Source organism: Winogradskyella sp. HaHa_3_26 (assembly GCF_019278425.1).
Classification (GTDB): Bacteria; Bacteroidota; Bacteroidia; order Flavobacteriales; family Flavobacteriaceae; genus Winogradskyella; species Winogradskyella undariae.
Genome location: NZ_CP058981.1, coordinates 1,088,856 through 1,106,677 on the forward strand (window position 1 = coordinate 1,088,856; position 17,822 = coordinate 1,106,677).

Here is a 17,822-nt window from a genome sequence, read left to right on the forward strand (position 1 = left end):
TTATTTGTTTTTATGAGGTACATGCTATTCATTATTAATCATTTCTCTAAATATTAAAATGCTCAGCATGCTCGTTTCATAAGATAACTTATCAATGTGCTAATTCTATTATAATCGTTACTTTTGTTCCTGAGACTTCTTGTTGTTTGTTGTATACATCTTCGACCTGCAATTCTACTTTTTTATCCTGACTGCGATTTAATAAATCGATTCGTTTTTGATTTGCAGACGTCGCAAAAGATTTATGATTCCCAACCCGTTGGTTTTTTATTTTTGCTGATGCTTCTCGACCAATTCCATTGTCAATAATTTCACAAATTAAATGATTTTGATTCGCTTTTTTAATAAAATTCAACATCAATTTTTTGTTATCTTTTTTATGAAGTAAACCATGCTTCAAAGCATTCTCTACGTAGGGTTGAATAAATAAAGATGGTACAAATGTGGTTTCTAGATTTAAACTTTGATCAACGTGAATTTCAAATTTAAAATCATCATCAAAGCGATCTTTTTCAAGTTCTAAATAAAGTCTCAGGGTTTTAACCTCTTCATTTAAAGAAATTTCATTGGTTTGACTATGCTCTAAATAAGTTCTTATTAATCGCGAAAACTTTACAAGGTATTCACGTGCTAATTTTCGTTCATTTAAAATAATAAAATCCTGAATAGAATTTAAAGCATTAAAAATAAAATGCGGATTCATTTGGGATCTTAAATTCTCTAATTGCGAAAACACCAATTGTTGATTAATCTTCGCTTTTTCTAAAGCTTGATGCTGAGCCTTATTTAACCGCTCCGTTTTTCTAGAAAAATACCCCCAAACAAAACTTATTGACGCTAACAAAATAAGCGTATAGAACCACCAGCTTTTATAAAAAGGCAATCTTACTTTTAAAACCACACAAATAGGTTCTGTATACGTTTTTTGAAAGGTATTTTTCGCTCTTAGATGAAAGGTAAATTCACCAGCTGGAAGCGTGTTAAATTTCACAAAGTCTAAACCCTCTTCTACCGCAATCCAATTGTCACTGTAACCTTCTAATTTGTATTCATAATTTACAAATTTGTTAGATTGAAATCCATTGACATTAAACCCAAATCTGATTTCGCTATCGGTTTGATCTAAATCATAATTCAATTTTACGATGGTATCTTTTTCCTGAATAGCTACAGATGTAAAATACGGTTGTAGTGTTTTTCTGGCTTTGGTAATATTATTAGCATCAAACTGATATAATCCTGTATTAGATCCGAAAAAAATATCATCTCCCAAAATCTCAATTGAGTTAATATTATATGAATCGATACCATCTTCACGATTAACAGTTATAATCTTCTTAGTCTCATAATTATAATTTTGCAAGCCTTTATCAGTTGCAATCCAAAGTGAATTTTCATCTGCGGTTATTACACTAATCAAATTAGAAGCTAATCCATTTTTAACATTCAATTTATAATGTAAACTATCATTTACAAAACCATACAATCCTTCGTTGTACGTCGCAACCCACACTACATTATCTGTTGAAATTGCAATTTTAGAACCATAGACAGGTGAATTTTTATAGGTAATTTGCTTATAAGTTTTTGTTTTTAAATCGACGACACCAAAACCGTCAATAAAATTACAATAAGCTTTGGTTTTGCAGGTATTTAAAACAGAGCCATAACTTCTCATTAAGCGTAATGACTCAAATGCATCTCTTCTTTTACTGTAAAGTGACAAGGCATGAGGAAGACTTACCAAATATTGATCTTCATTAAAAACAGTTATGGACTTGGTAACAATAAGACTACTTTTTTTATTTATTTTTTCTTTAGGATTATAAAAAACAGACTCGGTTGTTGCAACCATTAACAAATCTTCAGTTAACGGATTATAACTAATTCCGTAAATATTATTCCGGAAGGATACGTTGGTTTTAGTTAGTTTATTCTCTTTTTTAAAATAGTTAAAAATTTCAAAATTAGACGTCGCCAAATACAGCTCTTCCTTATTGGTTTTTTCTATTGCATTGACACCTAAATCCTTAGGTAAATCTATTTTTTTTAAGGCTAAATTAGGCATAACATACACACCCTGTTTTAGTGTTGTTACCCAAAAATTAGTATTGCGATCTTTAATGATATCGGTTGTATAGATCCCTTTAAAATAATGCTCTAAAATAGTTAAACATTTATTTTCAATTTTAGAAACAAAAATACCATTATTGGTTAGTATCCATATGTTGTCTCCTACTTGCAAGCAACTCACAATAATGGAAAAAACTAATGCTTCGGGTAATTGAACATTTATCAAATCTCTATTTCTAAATTGATGTAAACTATTTTTCTTGTTAGGTTCTAATTGATTAAAAAAGAAAATTTTATTATCATATTTAAAGTATGTTTTTGCTCCACTATTATTTAATTCAAAAACTGTGTTAGAATAAAGCGCTTTTGTCTGTTTTAAGGTCACATCATTCGTAAAATACGTAACCTCATCTTTATTAAAATAAATACCTTCTTTACGTTCGTTTACTAATGTAAAATGATTTTGAGAAATATTCTCTAATTCATAAATTTCGTTTTTTGTTTCAATATTTATAGATCTTAACGTATTATTTGCAGTGATGAAGAGGTGATTTTTATAAATATTAAACTCAACAAGTGTGTTTATGTCTTTAAAATCTTTAAAGAGTTTGAGTTCGTTGTTTTCAACATAAAAAAATTGTCCGGAAAGATTATTACACCAAAGACGTCCTTTAGCATCTAAGGTTAATCCAAATAAAGAGCGACCGCGCTTAATAGGATTAGTGAACAATTTATAGTGTTTACCATCGTAACGGTACAATCCTTTATCTGCGGTCAACCAAATAAACCCCTGTTCATCTTCTAATATATCATAAAACTCAATATCTGGCAGGCCGTCTTTTTCAGTGAGATGAATTGAGACAGGCTGTTGTGCTGTTGCAAACCATGTTACTAACAAGAAAAACACATACTGAAAAAGCCTTAATTTCAAGAGATAAAGTTTAGGGGTGAATTTACAAATTAATCTATTGGACTTTATTTTTATTTAGTAGAAAGCACTTTTTGACTAATGAATGGTAAGTAATCCCCTAAATGAATTAAAACAAATAGACGAGACCAAGAGCTATAAACGCATAGAACACGATTAGAAACAATTCTAATTTGTATTGTTTGAAGTACTTCATGCTTTAATAAAAAGAAAAGTTGAACTCAAATAAATTAGTCCAACTTTTCTTAATCACTTATTTTAAATTATTAAATAGCATCGGTGTTAATGTTACACGTATTTACAAGCAATGTGTGCTATAACTTGCATTACTAGAAATAGACCAACCAGTAAAACCATCTGTAGCTCCGGCATCCACCTGTACACAACTTAAAGTGCTTGATCCCAATTCCATTCTCCACATATTAGCATTGTTTCCGTTTGCTATGTTTACCGAATTTGAAAAACTATTGCTACCGCCTTTTAAATCGGTTAAGTTTACCAACATGCTTACATCTAAATTTTCTAAATTATTACCTTCTAACAATAATTGTTCTAATAGTGTATTATTAGAAACATCAATCGCGGTTAGATTATTATCGAATAATTGCAAGTTTTTAAGATTAATATTATGACTAACATTAATGGTTAAAAAACTATTATTATTTGCTACTAAAGATCGTAATGCCGTTAGTTTTTGCAAGGCAGTTGTAGGTAAATCGTCAATATTAGAGCTTCCTATGCTTAAAACTGCAACTCTACTATCTTCTACTGTAACACCATCCCAAGTTGAAACATCCGTTGATGTAATATCCCAAGATAAGGTATTGTTTGTGTTGGCATTATAAATTTCAATTAGTGCATCACGATCACTTTCTAAGACGTAATTTGGTGTAGCATCATCATCACTGTTACAAGCCGTTATTAATAAAATAGCGAAGAGTAGTGTTACGGGTTTAAATATTTTCATTTGTTTTAAAGTTTAGGTTATACCATTCCTCATTTTAAACAAGAAATGGTATAAAGATTTGAGTTTTAAATTTGTTTGATCTTTGTTATAGAATATTAGTTTATGGATACCGTATTCCCACAACCCGAATTTTTGCGGTACACTTGTACATTAGTAGAATCATAAGCATTACTTCCTCCAGACTTCGTTATTTTTTGTAAATAAGCATTTTGATCACAGCTCCATCTGGCTGTTCCACCAGCACTAATTCTTGTTCCTGGATTACGACTTCCAGCTCTACCTACATAAATTTCATGATTCGAGTTATTACGAAGTGTTACCGTATTTTTTAACTCTGATGCCTGATAGTTTGCCTCATTTTGTTTTATTCTTCTTTGCAAGTCTTTATACTCTGGTGTTGCTTTTATAGAATCGTTATAACGTTTTATTTCTTCGTTTCCAGCTTCTCTTGCGCGTTTAATTTTTGCAATATCTGTTTTGTCTTGGGCCGTTATTGGACTCGCTTGTTTGGCTTTCATAGCCGTGACGTAATCGTTAAATATCTTTTCAATATTTACCGTTTGAATATACTTATAGGTTGGTGATTGTCCTGTAGCTTCTAACTTTGCTTTCATGCGTCCTAAAAAACCACCTTTCTTCTTTTTCTTCTTTCCTGTGTCATCTTTTGCTTCGCTACGGTCTTTAACCATAACATATACAGCAGTGACATTTTTCACTTCTGGAACACCGTCACTTGGTATGTAACTAATCTTAAATAACAAATCGTCGATTACCATATAACCATCGAGTCCTCTTTTGTAAGTGTTTTTTATGGTCATTACATTTGGGTAACTATCTACTCTATCATAATCGCCTAGTTCAGACGCTCCAAAACCACCATAACTTTCTGAAACGGGTTTAGCTTCAAAACCCACAGGTTGTCCTGTTGCCAATTTTTTTACGGTTATTGTTACCACTGGTTTTCCACTTACAATAGCTATAGTACCATCGTCATTTATAGATATGCCAGAAAAACCTTCGTAGGTTGCTGTCTCACCATTAGCCTCTAGAGCTTCGTAAAAGGTTTTTTGAGCTTGCGCTATGGTTGCTGTAAAAATTAGAGCAACCGTTATCATTATTTTTTTCATAATAGGTTAAATTTCAAGTTTATATAGTGTCAAATATCGAATATGACAGAGCTAAAAAATGAAGTAAGTTTCTGAAATGCCGTTTTTAACTTCTAAAAAATAAGGACTTCTAAAAATTTGAATTACCCCGAAATTTATTCAGAAACCGCTACAACAAACGCTTTAATTTTTTGTTGTGTCATAGCAATAACCTTCGCTTCATTTTTGCTGTAAAAATTACTATAACTAAAGTCCGTCCAATCTTCGCTATCTGCATCTGCTGCTTTTACCATAACAAAACTTTCGTTATCGTTGTAAAAAACAGGAATCCCCAACTCTTTACTTTCGTCTTTTTGATACTTATAAATTGCAAGCATACATTGAGCACAAGCCGCAATTGCTAATACCTTATCGCCTGCAAACTCTCCGTATTGAAAAAGTTTAGATTTGGTTGGCTTATTGCCTATCCTCTTTTCGGCTTCTAACAAATGGTAAGTACCGTTAATGGCTTCTGTAGGAATTTCACTTTGAGAAAAAAGTACAGATGATGTAAATGCTATAATAAGGTAGGCTATAATTGTTTTCATAATTAGGTTATGTTTTAGATTTATGACACAAATATCTATGATGCTGTCGTTGGTTTAGTGTATCAGTTTCTAAAACACCACTTTCAACTTCTAAACAAAAAAACACAACTATGTATTATTCCTTGATGAAACGTTTGGTTGAAACGTTTCCGTTTACATCTTCTATTTTAATTAAGAATACTCCGTTTGGTAAACGAGAAACATCAATCTGTTTATTTTCAGTTCTAATCACTTCTTTACCTAAAATAGAATAGACGCTTGCTTGTTTGATGTTTTGAGTCATTTCTATGTTTAATATTGAATTTGTTGGATTTGGATATAGTTTGATTTCATTTTCATTTAGTTGAAAATCATTTGTACTTAAAAATGGTGCTCCAAACTCATAAACTCCCATATCTACAGTTGTATTAAAAACACGTTGGTTTCCTAATAAATCTGTGGATTCAAAAACAAAACTGTTGTCTCCTGTATCAACCGCAGGCGAACCAGAAGTTAATGTAAAGTCCCCATTTGCAGCATCCGTAAATAGAGGATTAGAGTTAGTTGTATTACTTGGATTTGTAATTACAGCATCGTTAAAATTGGCTTCATCTATAGAATTTAAAACATTTACAGATGTAGGTGGCTGTTCATATAAATCTGTTATAGAACGTGCAGTTAAACCACCAGTAGCTGTATTACCCCAAAAAATAGAATTAGCTACTGTTGTATTTACTGCCCCTGCATTTCCGTTACTTCTACTTATAGCTAACGTTGATCTACTAAAGTTATTTAAATTTTGCTCTGTACCTGTATCGCTATTACTAACGAATGTAGAATTAATGATGTCTATATTTAAAGTAGAACTGCTACTAATACTTAAATTCCTAAGCCATGCCGAACTACCAGCATAGCCTTGTGCAGTTGTACTATTCAAATTTCCTGCAATATTACCATCAAATAAACTATTGGTAATATTTATATTTGCATCAGTATCGTCACGAACAAAGCTATATATAGCTGTTGCCCATCGAGCCATATTATTAGAGAATATACAGTTTTCAATATTCAACTCACCTAATATCCCTGTTCCATTAAGATCATATTCAGCTAATAAACCTGCATTGCCGTTTCTTGAAACATTATCTTTTATAATACAATTTTTAAGGGTTAGCTTAGTAACCCCAGAATCTTTTACAATTGCACCACCACTCTCAAAAGCATCTAAATTATTATGTGCATCACTTACTGTTATACCTTCTAATAATAAATTATTTCCGTATTCCGTAATATTTATGACATGGTAACTATTATCTGCATTTCGAGTTGTGTTTGAATAGCTAGAAATAAAATCGGTTATATTTACATCATTATCTTGTAAATCTCCTGATAAAATAGTCGTATTTAAAACATGATCTGCATCAGATTCCTGAGTTTCTGTTCCATTAAACCCTCCGATAATTTTTAAATTTTCTTTGTTTACTGTAAAATAAACGCTTCTATCAAAAGCATGTGGTTTATAATTACCTGACGCAACCCAAATATGATCACCAGAGTTTGCCAAATCTAACGCTGTATTTAAATTAATATATGCATCAGACCAGCTACTACCATCATTATTTCCTGTTGCATTATAGTTAACATAAGTTGGTATTCCTGTATTCTTAAAAATAAGGGGTGCAGACCATGATGAATAACTACCATTTCCACAATCTTTTCTAACATAAACTTTATAAGTTTCTGGCGATGTTCCAGTAATAGTTGTACTTGCTCCTCCTGAAACACTTGAAACAACTGTAGCAGAAGAAAAAGGTTGAGAAACTTCATGATACGCAATATCCACAGTTTGTGTACCTGGTACATTTACATCTATATTTGTAGCTGTAATATTAGAAGTAAATAACTGATTAGTAATTCCAACACAAAAATTATAGTCACCAATAGATGTTATTTCTGCAGCTGATATCTCTCTATCATAAATTAATATATCATCAATAACGTCTCTATAACTGCTTGTAGCCGTCGGGTATGAAGATCTATTTCTTGCTAAACCAACAATACCGTTACTATCAAATCCTCTATTACTATAACTTGAGGCACTTGGATTCCCAGTCGAATCCACTAATTGCCCGTCAACATAAATTTTTGAAATTAACATATGTGTTGTAATAGCAATATGATGCCATTGATCATCACTAATATCCATAGATGTTATATTATAAACAATATAGTTAGAACCCACATTAAATCTTGAATAGTGGTTTATCTCTCCATCTTTTAAATAAATATGGTAACCTTTGTTAAAAGTTCCTCCAAGGTCATAAATTATTGTTCTTTCATTATTATCATTGGTTGCCGTCTTAATCCAAAATGACAAAGAAATATCATCATAAGAAGAGTCGTGATCTAAGTTTACTCGTTGAAAATCATCTCCATTTAACTGTAAAGCTCCATTAGCTGTACCAAATCTATCATTAACAAATAGTGAAGCTGATCCATGTTGAGAAAAATTAGCGCCATTAGCACCATCTACTAAAGACCCATTATCAAATCCATACTGAGCTATTAAATTAGTAGTAGGAAATTGGGCGAAAGAAAAACTACATATAAGTAGTAATAAATAAAATAATTTTGTTTTACTCACGAGACATTTATTGATTATGTGTTCGTTAAAAAATGTAATTTTTTTCATAATTGGTTTTTATTAAGATTTAGAAAACAAATATCTACTATGAAGCTTCATTAAAATGGGGTGAGTTTCTGAAACACCATTTTCAACTTCTAAAGCAAAAAAATCTCGTAAGCATAACACTTACGAGATTTCTAAAAAAAACAAAACTATGTATTATTGTTTGATAAAACGTTTGGTTGAAACGTTTCCGTTTTCATCTTCTATTTTAATTAAAAATACGCCGTTTAATAAACGAGAAACATCGATCTGTTTATTTTGGGTTTTTAATACTTCTTTACCTAACATAGAATAGACAGTTGCTTGTTTGATGTTTTTAGTCATTTCTATATTTAAAATTGAATTTGTTGGGTTTGGGTGTAATGAGATTGTGTTTAGATTAAATTCATCTACGCTTAATGCTGCGCAATCATCGCTATAACTTGCTGTTGCATCTTTCTGCCAAGTTGTTGGTGGTGTGAAGGCTGCGTCTATTTGAATGCACGTTAAATCTTGGTTGTTAAGTGCATTAAATTGAACAAAATTCGCATTGTTTCCATTTGCAACGTTTAAACTTGTTAAGGAATTGTTGTTCGCTTGTAAAACATTTAAAAAGGTGTTGTTTGATATATCTAAACTTGTAAAACTATTATCATCAATCTGTAAAGATTCTAGAGCTAAATTTGACGAGACATCTAAACTTGTTAAACCATTATTTATACCCTTTATATTTTTTAAAGCTGTATTGGATGACAGGTCTAAATTTGTTAAAGCATTAGATTGAAAGGATAGATTTTCTAAAGCAGTATTTGATGATATATCTAGATTCGTTAAACCATTAAAGTCTAAAACGACACGTACTAAAACGGTATTATTAGAGAGATCTATACTTGTGATACTATTATTATAACAACTTAAATAAACTAAAGCCGTATTAGAAGATATATCTATACTTGTTAAATTATTGTTACCAGAAGATAATACTACTAAAGCTGTATTAGATGATACATTTAAACTTGAAATACTGCTATTATCATCACACCAAAGACGGGTTAAAAGCGTGTTTGTTGAGACATCTAAACTAGACAATGCGTTAGATTGACAAAGCAATTCTAATAAAGCTGTATTTTGAGAAATATCTAAACTCGTTAATGCATTATCTCGACAATTTAAAACTGAAATATTTGTAAAGGCCTCTATACCTGTTAAATCTGAAATATTTAAACCATTAACAATTACGGCTCCCGTAAAAGCACTAGCCTCACTACACTGTATTTCTGTATCACCATTGGTGTTTATGGCAGTATTACCAACTAAGTAAGCTTTAAAGTTTGCGTCTGGGATGGTTACTGTGCAAGGTGTATAAGGTGAAAACACAATATCATCAACTCCAAAATTTTGTGAGCTTCCATTAGTTGCTGTTATATCTATTATACTAACATTAGTCCAATTTAAGTTCACTGTAACAGCATTTTGAGCAACATTCGCTGTTACAACGGCATTACCTGGACTATTAACTGGTGTAAAAGTCCAGTTAACAGTACTAGCATTAGCAGAAAAAGCTTTGAGGCTTTGAATATCTACTGCAGGAAAAAAAGCTAATCGAACAACTTGTTCAGGTTGCTGATTCATAACAGCCTTGCCTGTAGTACCTTGATTAAAAGTGCCAAGCAGAATAGGTGTACCGCTACCACTGGCAGAAAAGTTAACCTCGTAACCATTAACAATTTGCTTTGCAATAATGTTTTGATTAGATGAACCAAAACTTAGTAATGTTCCTGTCTCCCAATCAAAAGTCTGTCCATAACTCAATGCAGAAATTATAGTAAATAAAAAAAGTAATTTTGTTTTACTCACGAAACATGTATGGATTAAGTGTTCGTGAAAAAATGTAATTTTTTTCATAATAGGTTAAGAATTTTAAAGTTTATAAAAACAAATATCTTAATCCAACCTACTAAAATTGTAACTAAATTTCTGAAACAGCACTTTCAACTTCTAAAGCAAACTACCCTATATTCTGTACAATAGTTAAAAACTCTTCCTTTTTATCTTTTGAGACAGAAACCGTTTCATCATTATCCATAATAATATAGCCTCCATCTTTTTTATAATATTCTTTAATATACTTTAAGTTGATTAAGTACGAACGATGTGGTCTGTAAAACATAGGAATAGTATCTAATAATTCTTCAAAATGTTTTAATGGCTTACTGATTAACAGCTCTGAAGCATCTTGCACATGAACTTTGGTGTACATACCATCTGCCTTTAATAGGATGATATCATCAAAATTTACAAACTTGATACCGTCGGCTACTGGAAGTGCTATTTTTTTAAAATTAGACGATTTTAAACTTTTCTGAAGCTCATCTAACTTAATGTTAATATGAGATTTACCGATATTATCAATTGCTTTCTCTATGGCTTCACTAAGCTTATCTAACCGCAATGGTTTTAATAAATAATCTACAGCCGAAAGTTCAAAAGCCTTAACAGCGTATTCGCTATAAGCCGTTGTAAATATAATTTCGAAATTACGATGTGTTTCCTCCAAAAAATCAAAAATTTCTAAACCCGAATGCTCTGGCATTTCAATATCTAAAAATACAATTTGTGGTTGTTCTGCTTTTATAATTTCAACACCACTTAACAAATCTTCAGCCGTGAAAATAACAGCAACTTTTGGGCAATTCTCCTCTATTAGTATATTAAGCAATTTTCTTGCTTTAGGTTCGTCGTCTATAATTACTACTTTCATATGTGTTTATTTTATTAGAGCATGTTTAATGATTAACCTGTAGTGTATGGGATTGTAATATCAACTTGCGTACCTACAGGTATATCTTTATCAAACAGATCGGTAATAATGACACCAACTTGTTTTTCCTTTCCGTAGTTTAATAATGCTAATCGATCTTGAGTAGCTTTAGTAGCAAAAGATGGATGACTTTTACGACTTCTCGATTTAAACTTTTCGGCTTGCGCTCTACCAACACCATTATCTACAATAATACATCTCACCGTTTTCACTTTATCATTTATAAAGAAATTGATTCTTAAATTACGATCTGTTTTACGATGTAACAACCCATGTTTTAAGGCATTTTCCACATAAGGTTGAACAAGCATTGTTGGTATATTAACCTCATCTGGTTTTAAATTACCAGAAGTTGAAATGACATAATGCAGTTTATCTTCGAAACGTAATTTCTCTAATTCTAAATACATTTCTAAACAATCTATTTCTTCTTGTAAGGTGATTTTCCCTTTGGTACTATGGCTGAGGTAAGTTCTAATTAAATCGGCAAACTTTCCTAAATATTCACTAGCTAGTTTTTTTTGATTGAGCATAATATACTCTTGAATAGAATTAAGCGCATTGAATATAAAATGCGGATTCATCTGCGAGCGTAAATTTTCTAGTTTTAAAGCGATTAACTCATTATCTAAAGAGAGTTGTCTAATCTCTAATTCTTTCGCTATTTCCTTCTTTTTTAATTTCCTTTTGTAATACAAAATAATGAGACCTACAAAAGACAAACTGTAGGCTAAAATAAACCACCACTTTTTCCAATATGGCAATTTGATATTCAATTTAATACTCTTATCGTTACTCTCAGTGCCCTCAATAATCGATGTTGGCCTCACCTGAAATGTATATTCCCCAACTGGTAGGCTACTATATTTTACGGTATTCACACCTAAATCTGTAGTAATCCAGTTATTATTATAACCAACTAAACGGTATTGATACGTTTTATTTATATTGTATAAAACACCATTGACATTAAAACTAAATTGTACTGAATTCTGATTATAATCTAAATCATAATCCGTTCCTAGATCAGTCGATTTTTCATTAATCTTTATGTCGTTAAAATAAATTTCGGGTTGCGACATCTTTTTAAACACCTTCTCTTTATCAAAAGAAAAAACACCCTTGTTTGAAGACAAAACCACGCGGTTATTTAAGACTTCGATTCCTGAAATTTTGTAAGACAAAAGACCGTCTGTCTTGGTTAAATTTTTAAAATATTTGTTATCCGTATTAAACACTTGCAAACCTTTTGGTGTCGCTATCCAAATCGAATTTTCATCAGCCTTTAAATATTTAATCTGATCAGACAACAAGCCTTCTTTTGTAGTGTAATGCGCAATAACTTGATTATCTCTTATTGCAAAAATTCCATTTTTAAACGTCCCCACCCAAACGATGCCATCTGCAGTTTCCGTAATAGAAATGGCTAAAATCTCTTTCTCTTTATAGCGTATTGTGGTTGATTTAAAATCGTTATCTAAAACTAATAAATCATCGACATACCCAATAAAAACAGTATTGCTATTCTCACTGTAGTAGGTTGTATAGATCCGCTTGTTATCAGAAAATGTTTTAACTAACTCTGCAGTATTATTCAAAAAAGCCAATCTGCTATAGGTTCCAAAAAGTGTCATCGTTTCATTAACGCGAGAAAAACTTTTCACACCAAGAAATTCATGTTTTTTTATGGTTTCTAATGTTTTGTTATTTACAAAATAACCACCATCGTCGATACTTACATAACTATATTCAATATTAGAATTATACTGTATTGCAGAGACTTTATTACCCAAGTTAGCAGATGCTTTATAAGTAGAAGCATCAACGTTTAAAAACCCTACGACCCCACTTTTAGAACCAAAAAACACAACCGAATCATTCACCTTATCAATAGCCATAATATCATTACTCTTTTCAGGTAATTTATGTTTTACAACCTCTATATTCGGTATTAAATGAATCCCGTTGGTCAATGTTGAAACCCAAAAATTTTGATCTTTATCAATGATAACGTCAGTAACGATTTCATCTTCTAATATTTGGTTTTTAAGTGTGAATTCATTTTTATCGTTTTCATAAATATAAATTCCGGTATGGGTTAACACCCACATATTGTCCTTTATGATCTTTATCCTAATAATCCTTTTATTTTTCAGAAGTTCTAATCCTAGTGTAGCATCCGTAGTACCTGTATTTAGGTTGATACTTCTAAACATGTTTTTATACTTAAATTGTTGAGAAAAAAATAAAATCTCATTTAGTTTAAAAACTTGAGTTTGACCTTGTGCTGTAGTCATACCTTTAATGTCACGATAGTGGATGTTAAGTAAAAACTGATTGGTCTCCTTAAAATCATTATTGAATATTTTTACAGCATCAAAACTAATCAACATGTAGCCCGTATCTAGAGGCATCAATCTTGCCCCTCCATTTCCATGAAGTTCTCTTAAAAGAATTTTCTTGGTAATTAAATCAATAATATATAACGAACGACTTGTCGTAATTAAAAGTTTGTTGTCTTGTATACTGTAATTTCCCAACTGCCCTTTTAATTCCTCTTTTAAATCTATAAAGGTGAGGAGTTGGTTGTTTTCAACATAAAAGAACTGTCCTGAAATATTAGTGCACCATATACGGCCTTGTGTATCTTCAAAAAGTCCAAAAATGGATAGGCCTCGTTTTTCTGCGTTAGTATATTGGGTATACGTTTTGCCATCATAACGATATAAACCGGTATCTGCAGCTAACCAAACAAACCCTTTACTATCTTCTAAAATATTATAAAATTCAATATCTGGTAAGCCATCTTTTTCAGTAAGATGAATAGATACAGGTTCTTGGGCGCACAAAAAATGTAAGCCTAATAGCAATACAATAAAAAGTAATGTTTTCTTCAACATTTAAAAATTGTAGTTAAAACTACAATAAAATACAAATTCTAAGCCTCTAAGCTTTTAAAAGTGTGTTTTTAACTGCTGAAGGTCGTTATTTCTATTGTGGAAAGTTATTTAAGGAAAGGGTTTCAAGTTCTTTCGCTTCATTCTCAAAAATAATAAACACTTTTAATTCTGCGTGTCGCTCTGCAAATGTCTTTACTTTATCTATTCCCATAGCCTGAAACGCCGTGGCATAAGCATCAGCAGTCATACAATCTTCAGCTAAAACAGAAACACTTAAAATATTAGTTTTAGAAGGATACCCCGTTTTTGTATCTATAATATGGGCATAACGATTACCGTTGTCATCAATTTTAAATTTACGATATGTGCCAGAAGTTGCCATGGCTTCCTCTTGTAAAACAATGACTTTTGAATACGACTGATCTCCTTCAAAATTTGGATCGTCGATACCCACTTTCCAAGGTGATTTTTTTTCAAGATTGAGACCTCTTGTTCTTAGCTCCCCCCCTATTTCTACTAAATAGTCCGTAATATTTTTACTTTCTAAAAACTCACCAATAACATCCACACCATAACCTTTAGCAATAGCATTAAAATCTAAAAATGAATTTTTATTCTTTATAATTACATTGTTCTTTAATCCCATTCTATTAAAACCAACAGATTTCATAAGACTATCTATTGCTGTGCTATCTATATTTGCTATTTTTCCTTCAGGACCAAAATCCCATGCATTTACAACAGCTCCAATCGTTGGGTCAAAAGCACCTTCCGTCATTCTGTAAATGAATTTTGCTTTTTCAAATACACGTGTAAAATGTGCATCTACTTCAACAGGTTCACCTTTATTTATTCTTGAAATTTTAGATTCAGGAATGTAAGTGGACATCGATTTATTTATAACATTAAAAAGACTATCAAATTGCTTTTGGTAGTTAACATCATCTTCTGAATGGTATTGAACACTATAAGAAGTTCCAAAAACAGGTCCAGATAATTTGATGTTTTCAGGTTCTGATTCACAAGAAACAAACAGTAATGCTAAACTAAATATGAATAATATTTTTTTCATTATAAATTTTAAAATCTTAATTATTGAAATTCGTTTTTTTACTTATTAGATTAATTTAAATTCATCTCAATAACCTGAATACCATTATATTCAATAAGGTATTCTTCATTTAAATGAATAGGTAAATCTTCGCCGTCAGGATTCCCTAAACCAACGCCTGCATATAACACTTTAGCATCTTTATCAAACGCGTGTTTCTTAAAAGTTTCCATCCAAACTACATCGTAATTATTAGGGTTATCAGGTAGAATAACAGCTCGTACTATTACAAAATAATACTGACCCTTTTTATCAATACACACAAATTGAGGATGACGTTTTAACTTACTATTAATTGCTATAAATTCAAAACCACGTGCTTCGAGGTCCTTGCCAACATGGTTCATGGCGAGATTATGAATTTCTTGAGGGGTTAATGGTTTACTCATAAAACAAAGATACAAAGTTGTAATTTAAAATAACCAAACCTTGCTTTTACAAATAAATAATTAAAATAAAATTCATTTTTTTAATCAAAAAAATAATGGAGAATAAGTAAGAACGAAATCTACCATACGAAACAAAGTAATTTGCTCTAAATTAATTTTAATAATACAATCTAAAGAAAAAACTTACAATAAAATTATGCTTATCGCTAAATAATTTTTAATAGAAATATTTACATAAATTATAAGCTATATTTGCTCACTAACCCCTATTAATACATTTATTTTGTCTATCCCTAATATACAAAAAAAAAGTAGCATCAATTTATTAGATTTTATTCAAGAACATGCTGCCATAGGCACATGGGAATTTGATACAACTTTATCGCAACTAAATTGGAGTACTCAAACAAAAAAAATACATGAAGTCTCATTAGATTATAAACCTAATGTTGAACTTGGACTTTCTTTCTATAAAAAAGGTTACAGCCTAAATAAAATAGAAACATTATTTACAAATTGTATTGAAAACCACAAAGATTTTGACATTGAAATTCAAATAATTACCCAAACAGGAAAAGAAAAATGGGTAAGAACAATAGGTACGCCTATAATTGAAAATAATAAATGTATTAAAATACAAGGCTTAATTCAAGATATTGATAAAAAAACAAAAAACTCTAAAGCATTAGCTATAAAAGAACAACAGCTTAGTAGAACATTTGAAACGGCTTTAGTTGGAATGGCAATAGTAGATCTAGAAGGTACTTTGATCGATGTTAACAAAAGCCTCTGTAAAACTCTTGGTTATAATAAGGATGAAATTAAAACCTTAACATTTATGGATCTAACACATCCTGATGACTTACGCCGTGATTATGCAGCTATGATGAGAATGATTAGTGGAAAACTTGATCATTATGAAGCTGAAAAACGCTATATAAATAAAAAAGGTGAAATTATTTGGGCGCAATTGTTTACAACAATTGTTAGAGATAGTAATGGGCAACCAGAGCATTTTATAGCTCAAATCAATGATCTTACATTAATAAAGAAAAGTAGTCAAAAAGTTTCTCAATTATTAGACACTACAGAAAATCAAAACAAACGTTTATTAAATTTTGCACATATTGTATCTCATAATCTAAGATCACATTACGGTAATTTAGATATGTTATTAGATATTATAAAAATGGATTCACCTGAAACTACTAAAAATGAAATATTTCCATTAATTGAGCAAGCGGTAAATAACTTAGGTGAAACTGTAAAAAATTTAAACGAAGTCGCTGCCATAAATACTCAAAAAGATTTAAAGACAGAATCTTTAAACTTATTAGAGAATTTCAATAAAGCATTCTCTAGTATTTCTGCACTTATAATCAATTCTGAAACTAAGATTTCTATAAATATAGAACCTGAAATTTTTGTTAAAGGAATCCCGGCTTATTTAGATAGTATTTTATTAAATTTTTTAACGAATGCTATAAAGTATAAAAAAATAAATGAACCCGCTAAGATTGAGATAAACACTGAAATTGAGAATGACTTTGTTATTTTAAAAATTAAAGATTACGGTCTAGGCATAGACTTAAAAAAACATAGAGACAAGTTATTTGGAATGTACAAAACATTCCATAAACATAAAGATTCACGTGGTTTAGGACTCTTTATAACAAAAAACCAAGTTGAAGCCATTGGTGGTAAAATTGAAGTAGAGAGTATCGTAAATGAAAGCACAACTTTTTATATATATTTAAAGACATATGAATAAAATTGACGTAGCCTGTATTATAGATGATGATCCAATTTTTATTTTTGGAGCAAAAAGAATGATGCAATTATCTAATTTCTGTAATTCTTTTATGGTTTTTAAAAATGGACAAGAAGCGATTAATAATCTAAAACCCATAATGAATTCTGATGAAGCAATACCAAATGTCATATTATTGGATATAAACATGCCAATAATGGATGGGTGGCAATTTTTAGATGAATTTGTTAAAATTGAATCACATAAAAGCATCACCATTTACATCGTTAGTTCTTCTATTGATCCAGTAGACTTAAATCGTGCTAAACGCTATGATAATATAAAAAACTATATTATTAAACCCATTTCATTTAAAAAGCTAGAGAGCATATTACAAGACGTATAAATTTCTTTTTAAAAAAAATATTAAATACATAAACGGTGATTTGTTATTTAAAAGATCTTTATAGCTTAATATAACTATTCGGTGACTTTTATGATATAAAAAAAGAGACTGCCTTTTTAAACAGTCTCTTTTTTTTC

Annotated in this window: 12 protein-coding genes; 2 read left to right on the plus strand and 10 right to left on the minus strand. The window is 30.6% G+C overall.

The genetic code is table 11. The features are described from left to right. Positions 1–91: 91 nt before the first annotated feature. The 10 genes from H0I32_RS04810 to H0I32_RS04855 form a co-directional block, all read right to left on the minus strand. On the minus strand, positions 92–3,004 hold the full coding sequence (locus H0I32_RS04810) for a histidine kinase (protein WP_179312845.1): 2,913 nt from the start codon (positions 3,002–3,004) through the stop codon (positions 92–94). A 295-nt stretch (positions 3,005–3,299) separates the two neighbouring features. Further along, positions 3,300–3,968, minus strand: a complete 669-nt coding sequence (locus tag H0I32_RS04815; RefSeq protein ID WP_179312844.1) for a hypothetical protein — start codon at positions 3,966–3,968, stop codon at positions 3,300–3,302. Between the two features lie 95 nt (positions 3,969–4,063). Then, positions 4,064–5,095, minus strand: a complete 1,032-nt coding sequence (locus H0I32_RS04820) for a hypothetical protein (RefSeq protein WP_179312843.1) — start codon at positions 5,093–5,095, stop codon at positions 4,064–4,066. A 134-nt stretch (positions 5,096–5,229) separates the two neighbouring features. Further along, positions 5,230–5,661, minus strand: a complete 432-nt coding sequence (locus H0I32_RS04825; protein ID WP_179312842.1) for a hypothetical protein — start codon at positions 5,659–5,661, stop codon at positions 5,230–5,232. Between the two features lie 115 nt (positions 5,662–5,776). Further along, positions 5,777–8,332 carry a LamG-like jellyroll fold domain-containing protein gene (locus H0I32_RS04830; protein WP_179312841.1) on the minus strand — a complete coding sequence of 852 codons (2,556 nt, stop codon included), beginning with the start codon at positions 8,330–8,332 and terminating at the stop codon, positions 5,777–5,779. 153 nt (positions 8,333–8,485) lie between these two features. Further along, complete coding sequence (locus H0I32_RS04835; RefSeq protein WP_179312840.1) at positions 8,486–10,213, minus strand: leucine-rich repeat domain-containing protein; 1,728 nt, start codon at positions 10,211–10,213, stop codon at positions 8,486–8,488. A gap of 103 nt (positions 10,214–10,316) precedes the next feature. Continuing rightward, entirely contained in the window at positions 10,317–11,069 is a 753-nt protein-coding gene (locus tag H0I32_RS04840) for a LytR/AlgR family response regulator transcription factor (protein WP_179312839.1), read from the minus strand. 32 nt (positions 11,070–11,101) lie between these two features. Continuing rightward, complete coding sequence (locus H0I32_RS04845; RefSeq protein ID WP_179312838.1) at positions 11,102–14,029, minus strand: histidine kinase; 2,928 nt, start codon at positions 14,027–14,029, stop codon at positions 11,102–11,104. Positions 14,030–14,120: 91 nt separating this feature from the next. Beyond that, the gene (locus H0I32_RS04850; protein WP_179312837.1) at positions 14,121–15,101 is read right to left on the minus strand and encodes an FAD:protein FMN transferase; all 981 of its coding nucleotides are present in this window, start codon (positions 15,099–15,101) and stop codon (positions 14,121–14,123) included. Positions 15,102–15,151: 50 nt separating this feature from the next. Then, positions 15,152–15,529, minus strand: a complete 378-nt coding sequence (locus tag H0I32_RS04855) for a Na(+)-translocating NADH-quinone reductase subunit F (protein WP_173587271.1) — start codon at positions 15,527–15,529, stop codon at positions 15,152–15,154. A gap of 283 nt (positions 15,530–15,812) precedes the next feature. On the opposite strand from H0I32_RS04855, the gene H0I32_RS04860 reads away from it, so the two are divergent. Together H0I32_RS04860 and H0I32_RS04865 are read left to right on the plus strand one after the other, a co-directional pair. Then, the gene (locus tag H0I32_RS04860) at positions 15,813–17,300 is read left to right on the plus strand and encodes a PAS domain-containing sensor histidine kinase (RefSeq protein ID WP_173587270.1); all 1,488 of its coding nucleotides are present in this window, start codon (positions 15,813–15,815) and stop codon (positions 17,298–17,300) included. Further along, on the plus strand, positions 17,293–17,685 hold the full coding sequence (locus tag H0I32_RS04865) for a response regulator (RefSeq protein WP_179312836.1): 393 nt from the start codon (positions 17,293–17,295) through the stop codon (positions 17,683–17,685). The genes H0I32_RS04860 and H0I32_RS04865 overlap by 8 nt, the downstream gene beginning before the upstream one ends. The last annotated feature ends 137 nt before the right edge of the window (positions 17,686–17,822 follow it).

Excerpts from the sequence above, each read along its gene's own strand:
- H0I32_RS04815 (WP_179312844.1), bottom strand. The coding sequence starts at position 3,968 with ATGAAAATATTTAAACCCGTAACACTACTCTTCGCTATTTTATTAATA.
- H0I32_RS04820 (WP_179312843.1), bottom strand. The coding sequence starts at position 5,095 with ATGAAAAAAATAATGATAACGGTTGCTCTAATTTTTACAGCAACCATA.
- H0I32_RS04825 (WP_179312842.1), bottom strand. The coding sequence starts at position 5,661 with ATGAAAACAATTATAGCCTACCTTATTATAGCATTTACATCATCTGTA.
- H0I32_RS04830 (WP_179312841.1), bottom strand. The coding sequence starts at position 8,332 with ATGAAAAAAATTACATTTTTTAACGAACACATAATCAATAAATGTCTC.
- H0I32_RS04835 (WP_179312840.1), bottom strand. The coding sequence starts at position 10,213 with ATGAAAAAAATTACATTTTTTCACGAACACTTAATCCATACATGTTTC.
- H0I32_RS04840 (WP_179312839.1), bottom strand. The coding sequence starts at position 11,069 with ATGAAAGTAGTAATTATAGACGACGAACCTAAAGCAAGAAAATTGCTT.
- H0I32_RS04845 (WP_179312838.1), bottom strand. The coding sequence starts at position 14,029 with ATGTTGAAGAAAACATTACTTTTTATTGTATTGCTATTAGGCTTACAT.
- H0I32_RS04850 (WP_179312837.1), bottom strand. The coding sequence starts at position 15,101 with ATGAAAAAAATATTATTCATATTTAGTTTAGCATTACTGTTTGTTTCT.
- H0I32_RS04855 (WP_173587271.1), bottom strand. The coding sequence starts at position 15,529 with ATGAGTAAACCATTAACCCCTCAAGAAATTCATAATCTCGCCATGAAC.
- H0I32_RS04865 (WP_179312836.1), top strand. The coding sequence starts at position 17,293 with ATGAATAAAATTGACGTAGCCTGTATTATAGATGATGATCCAATTTTT.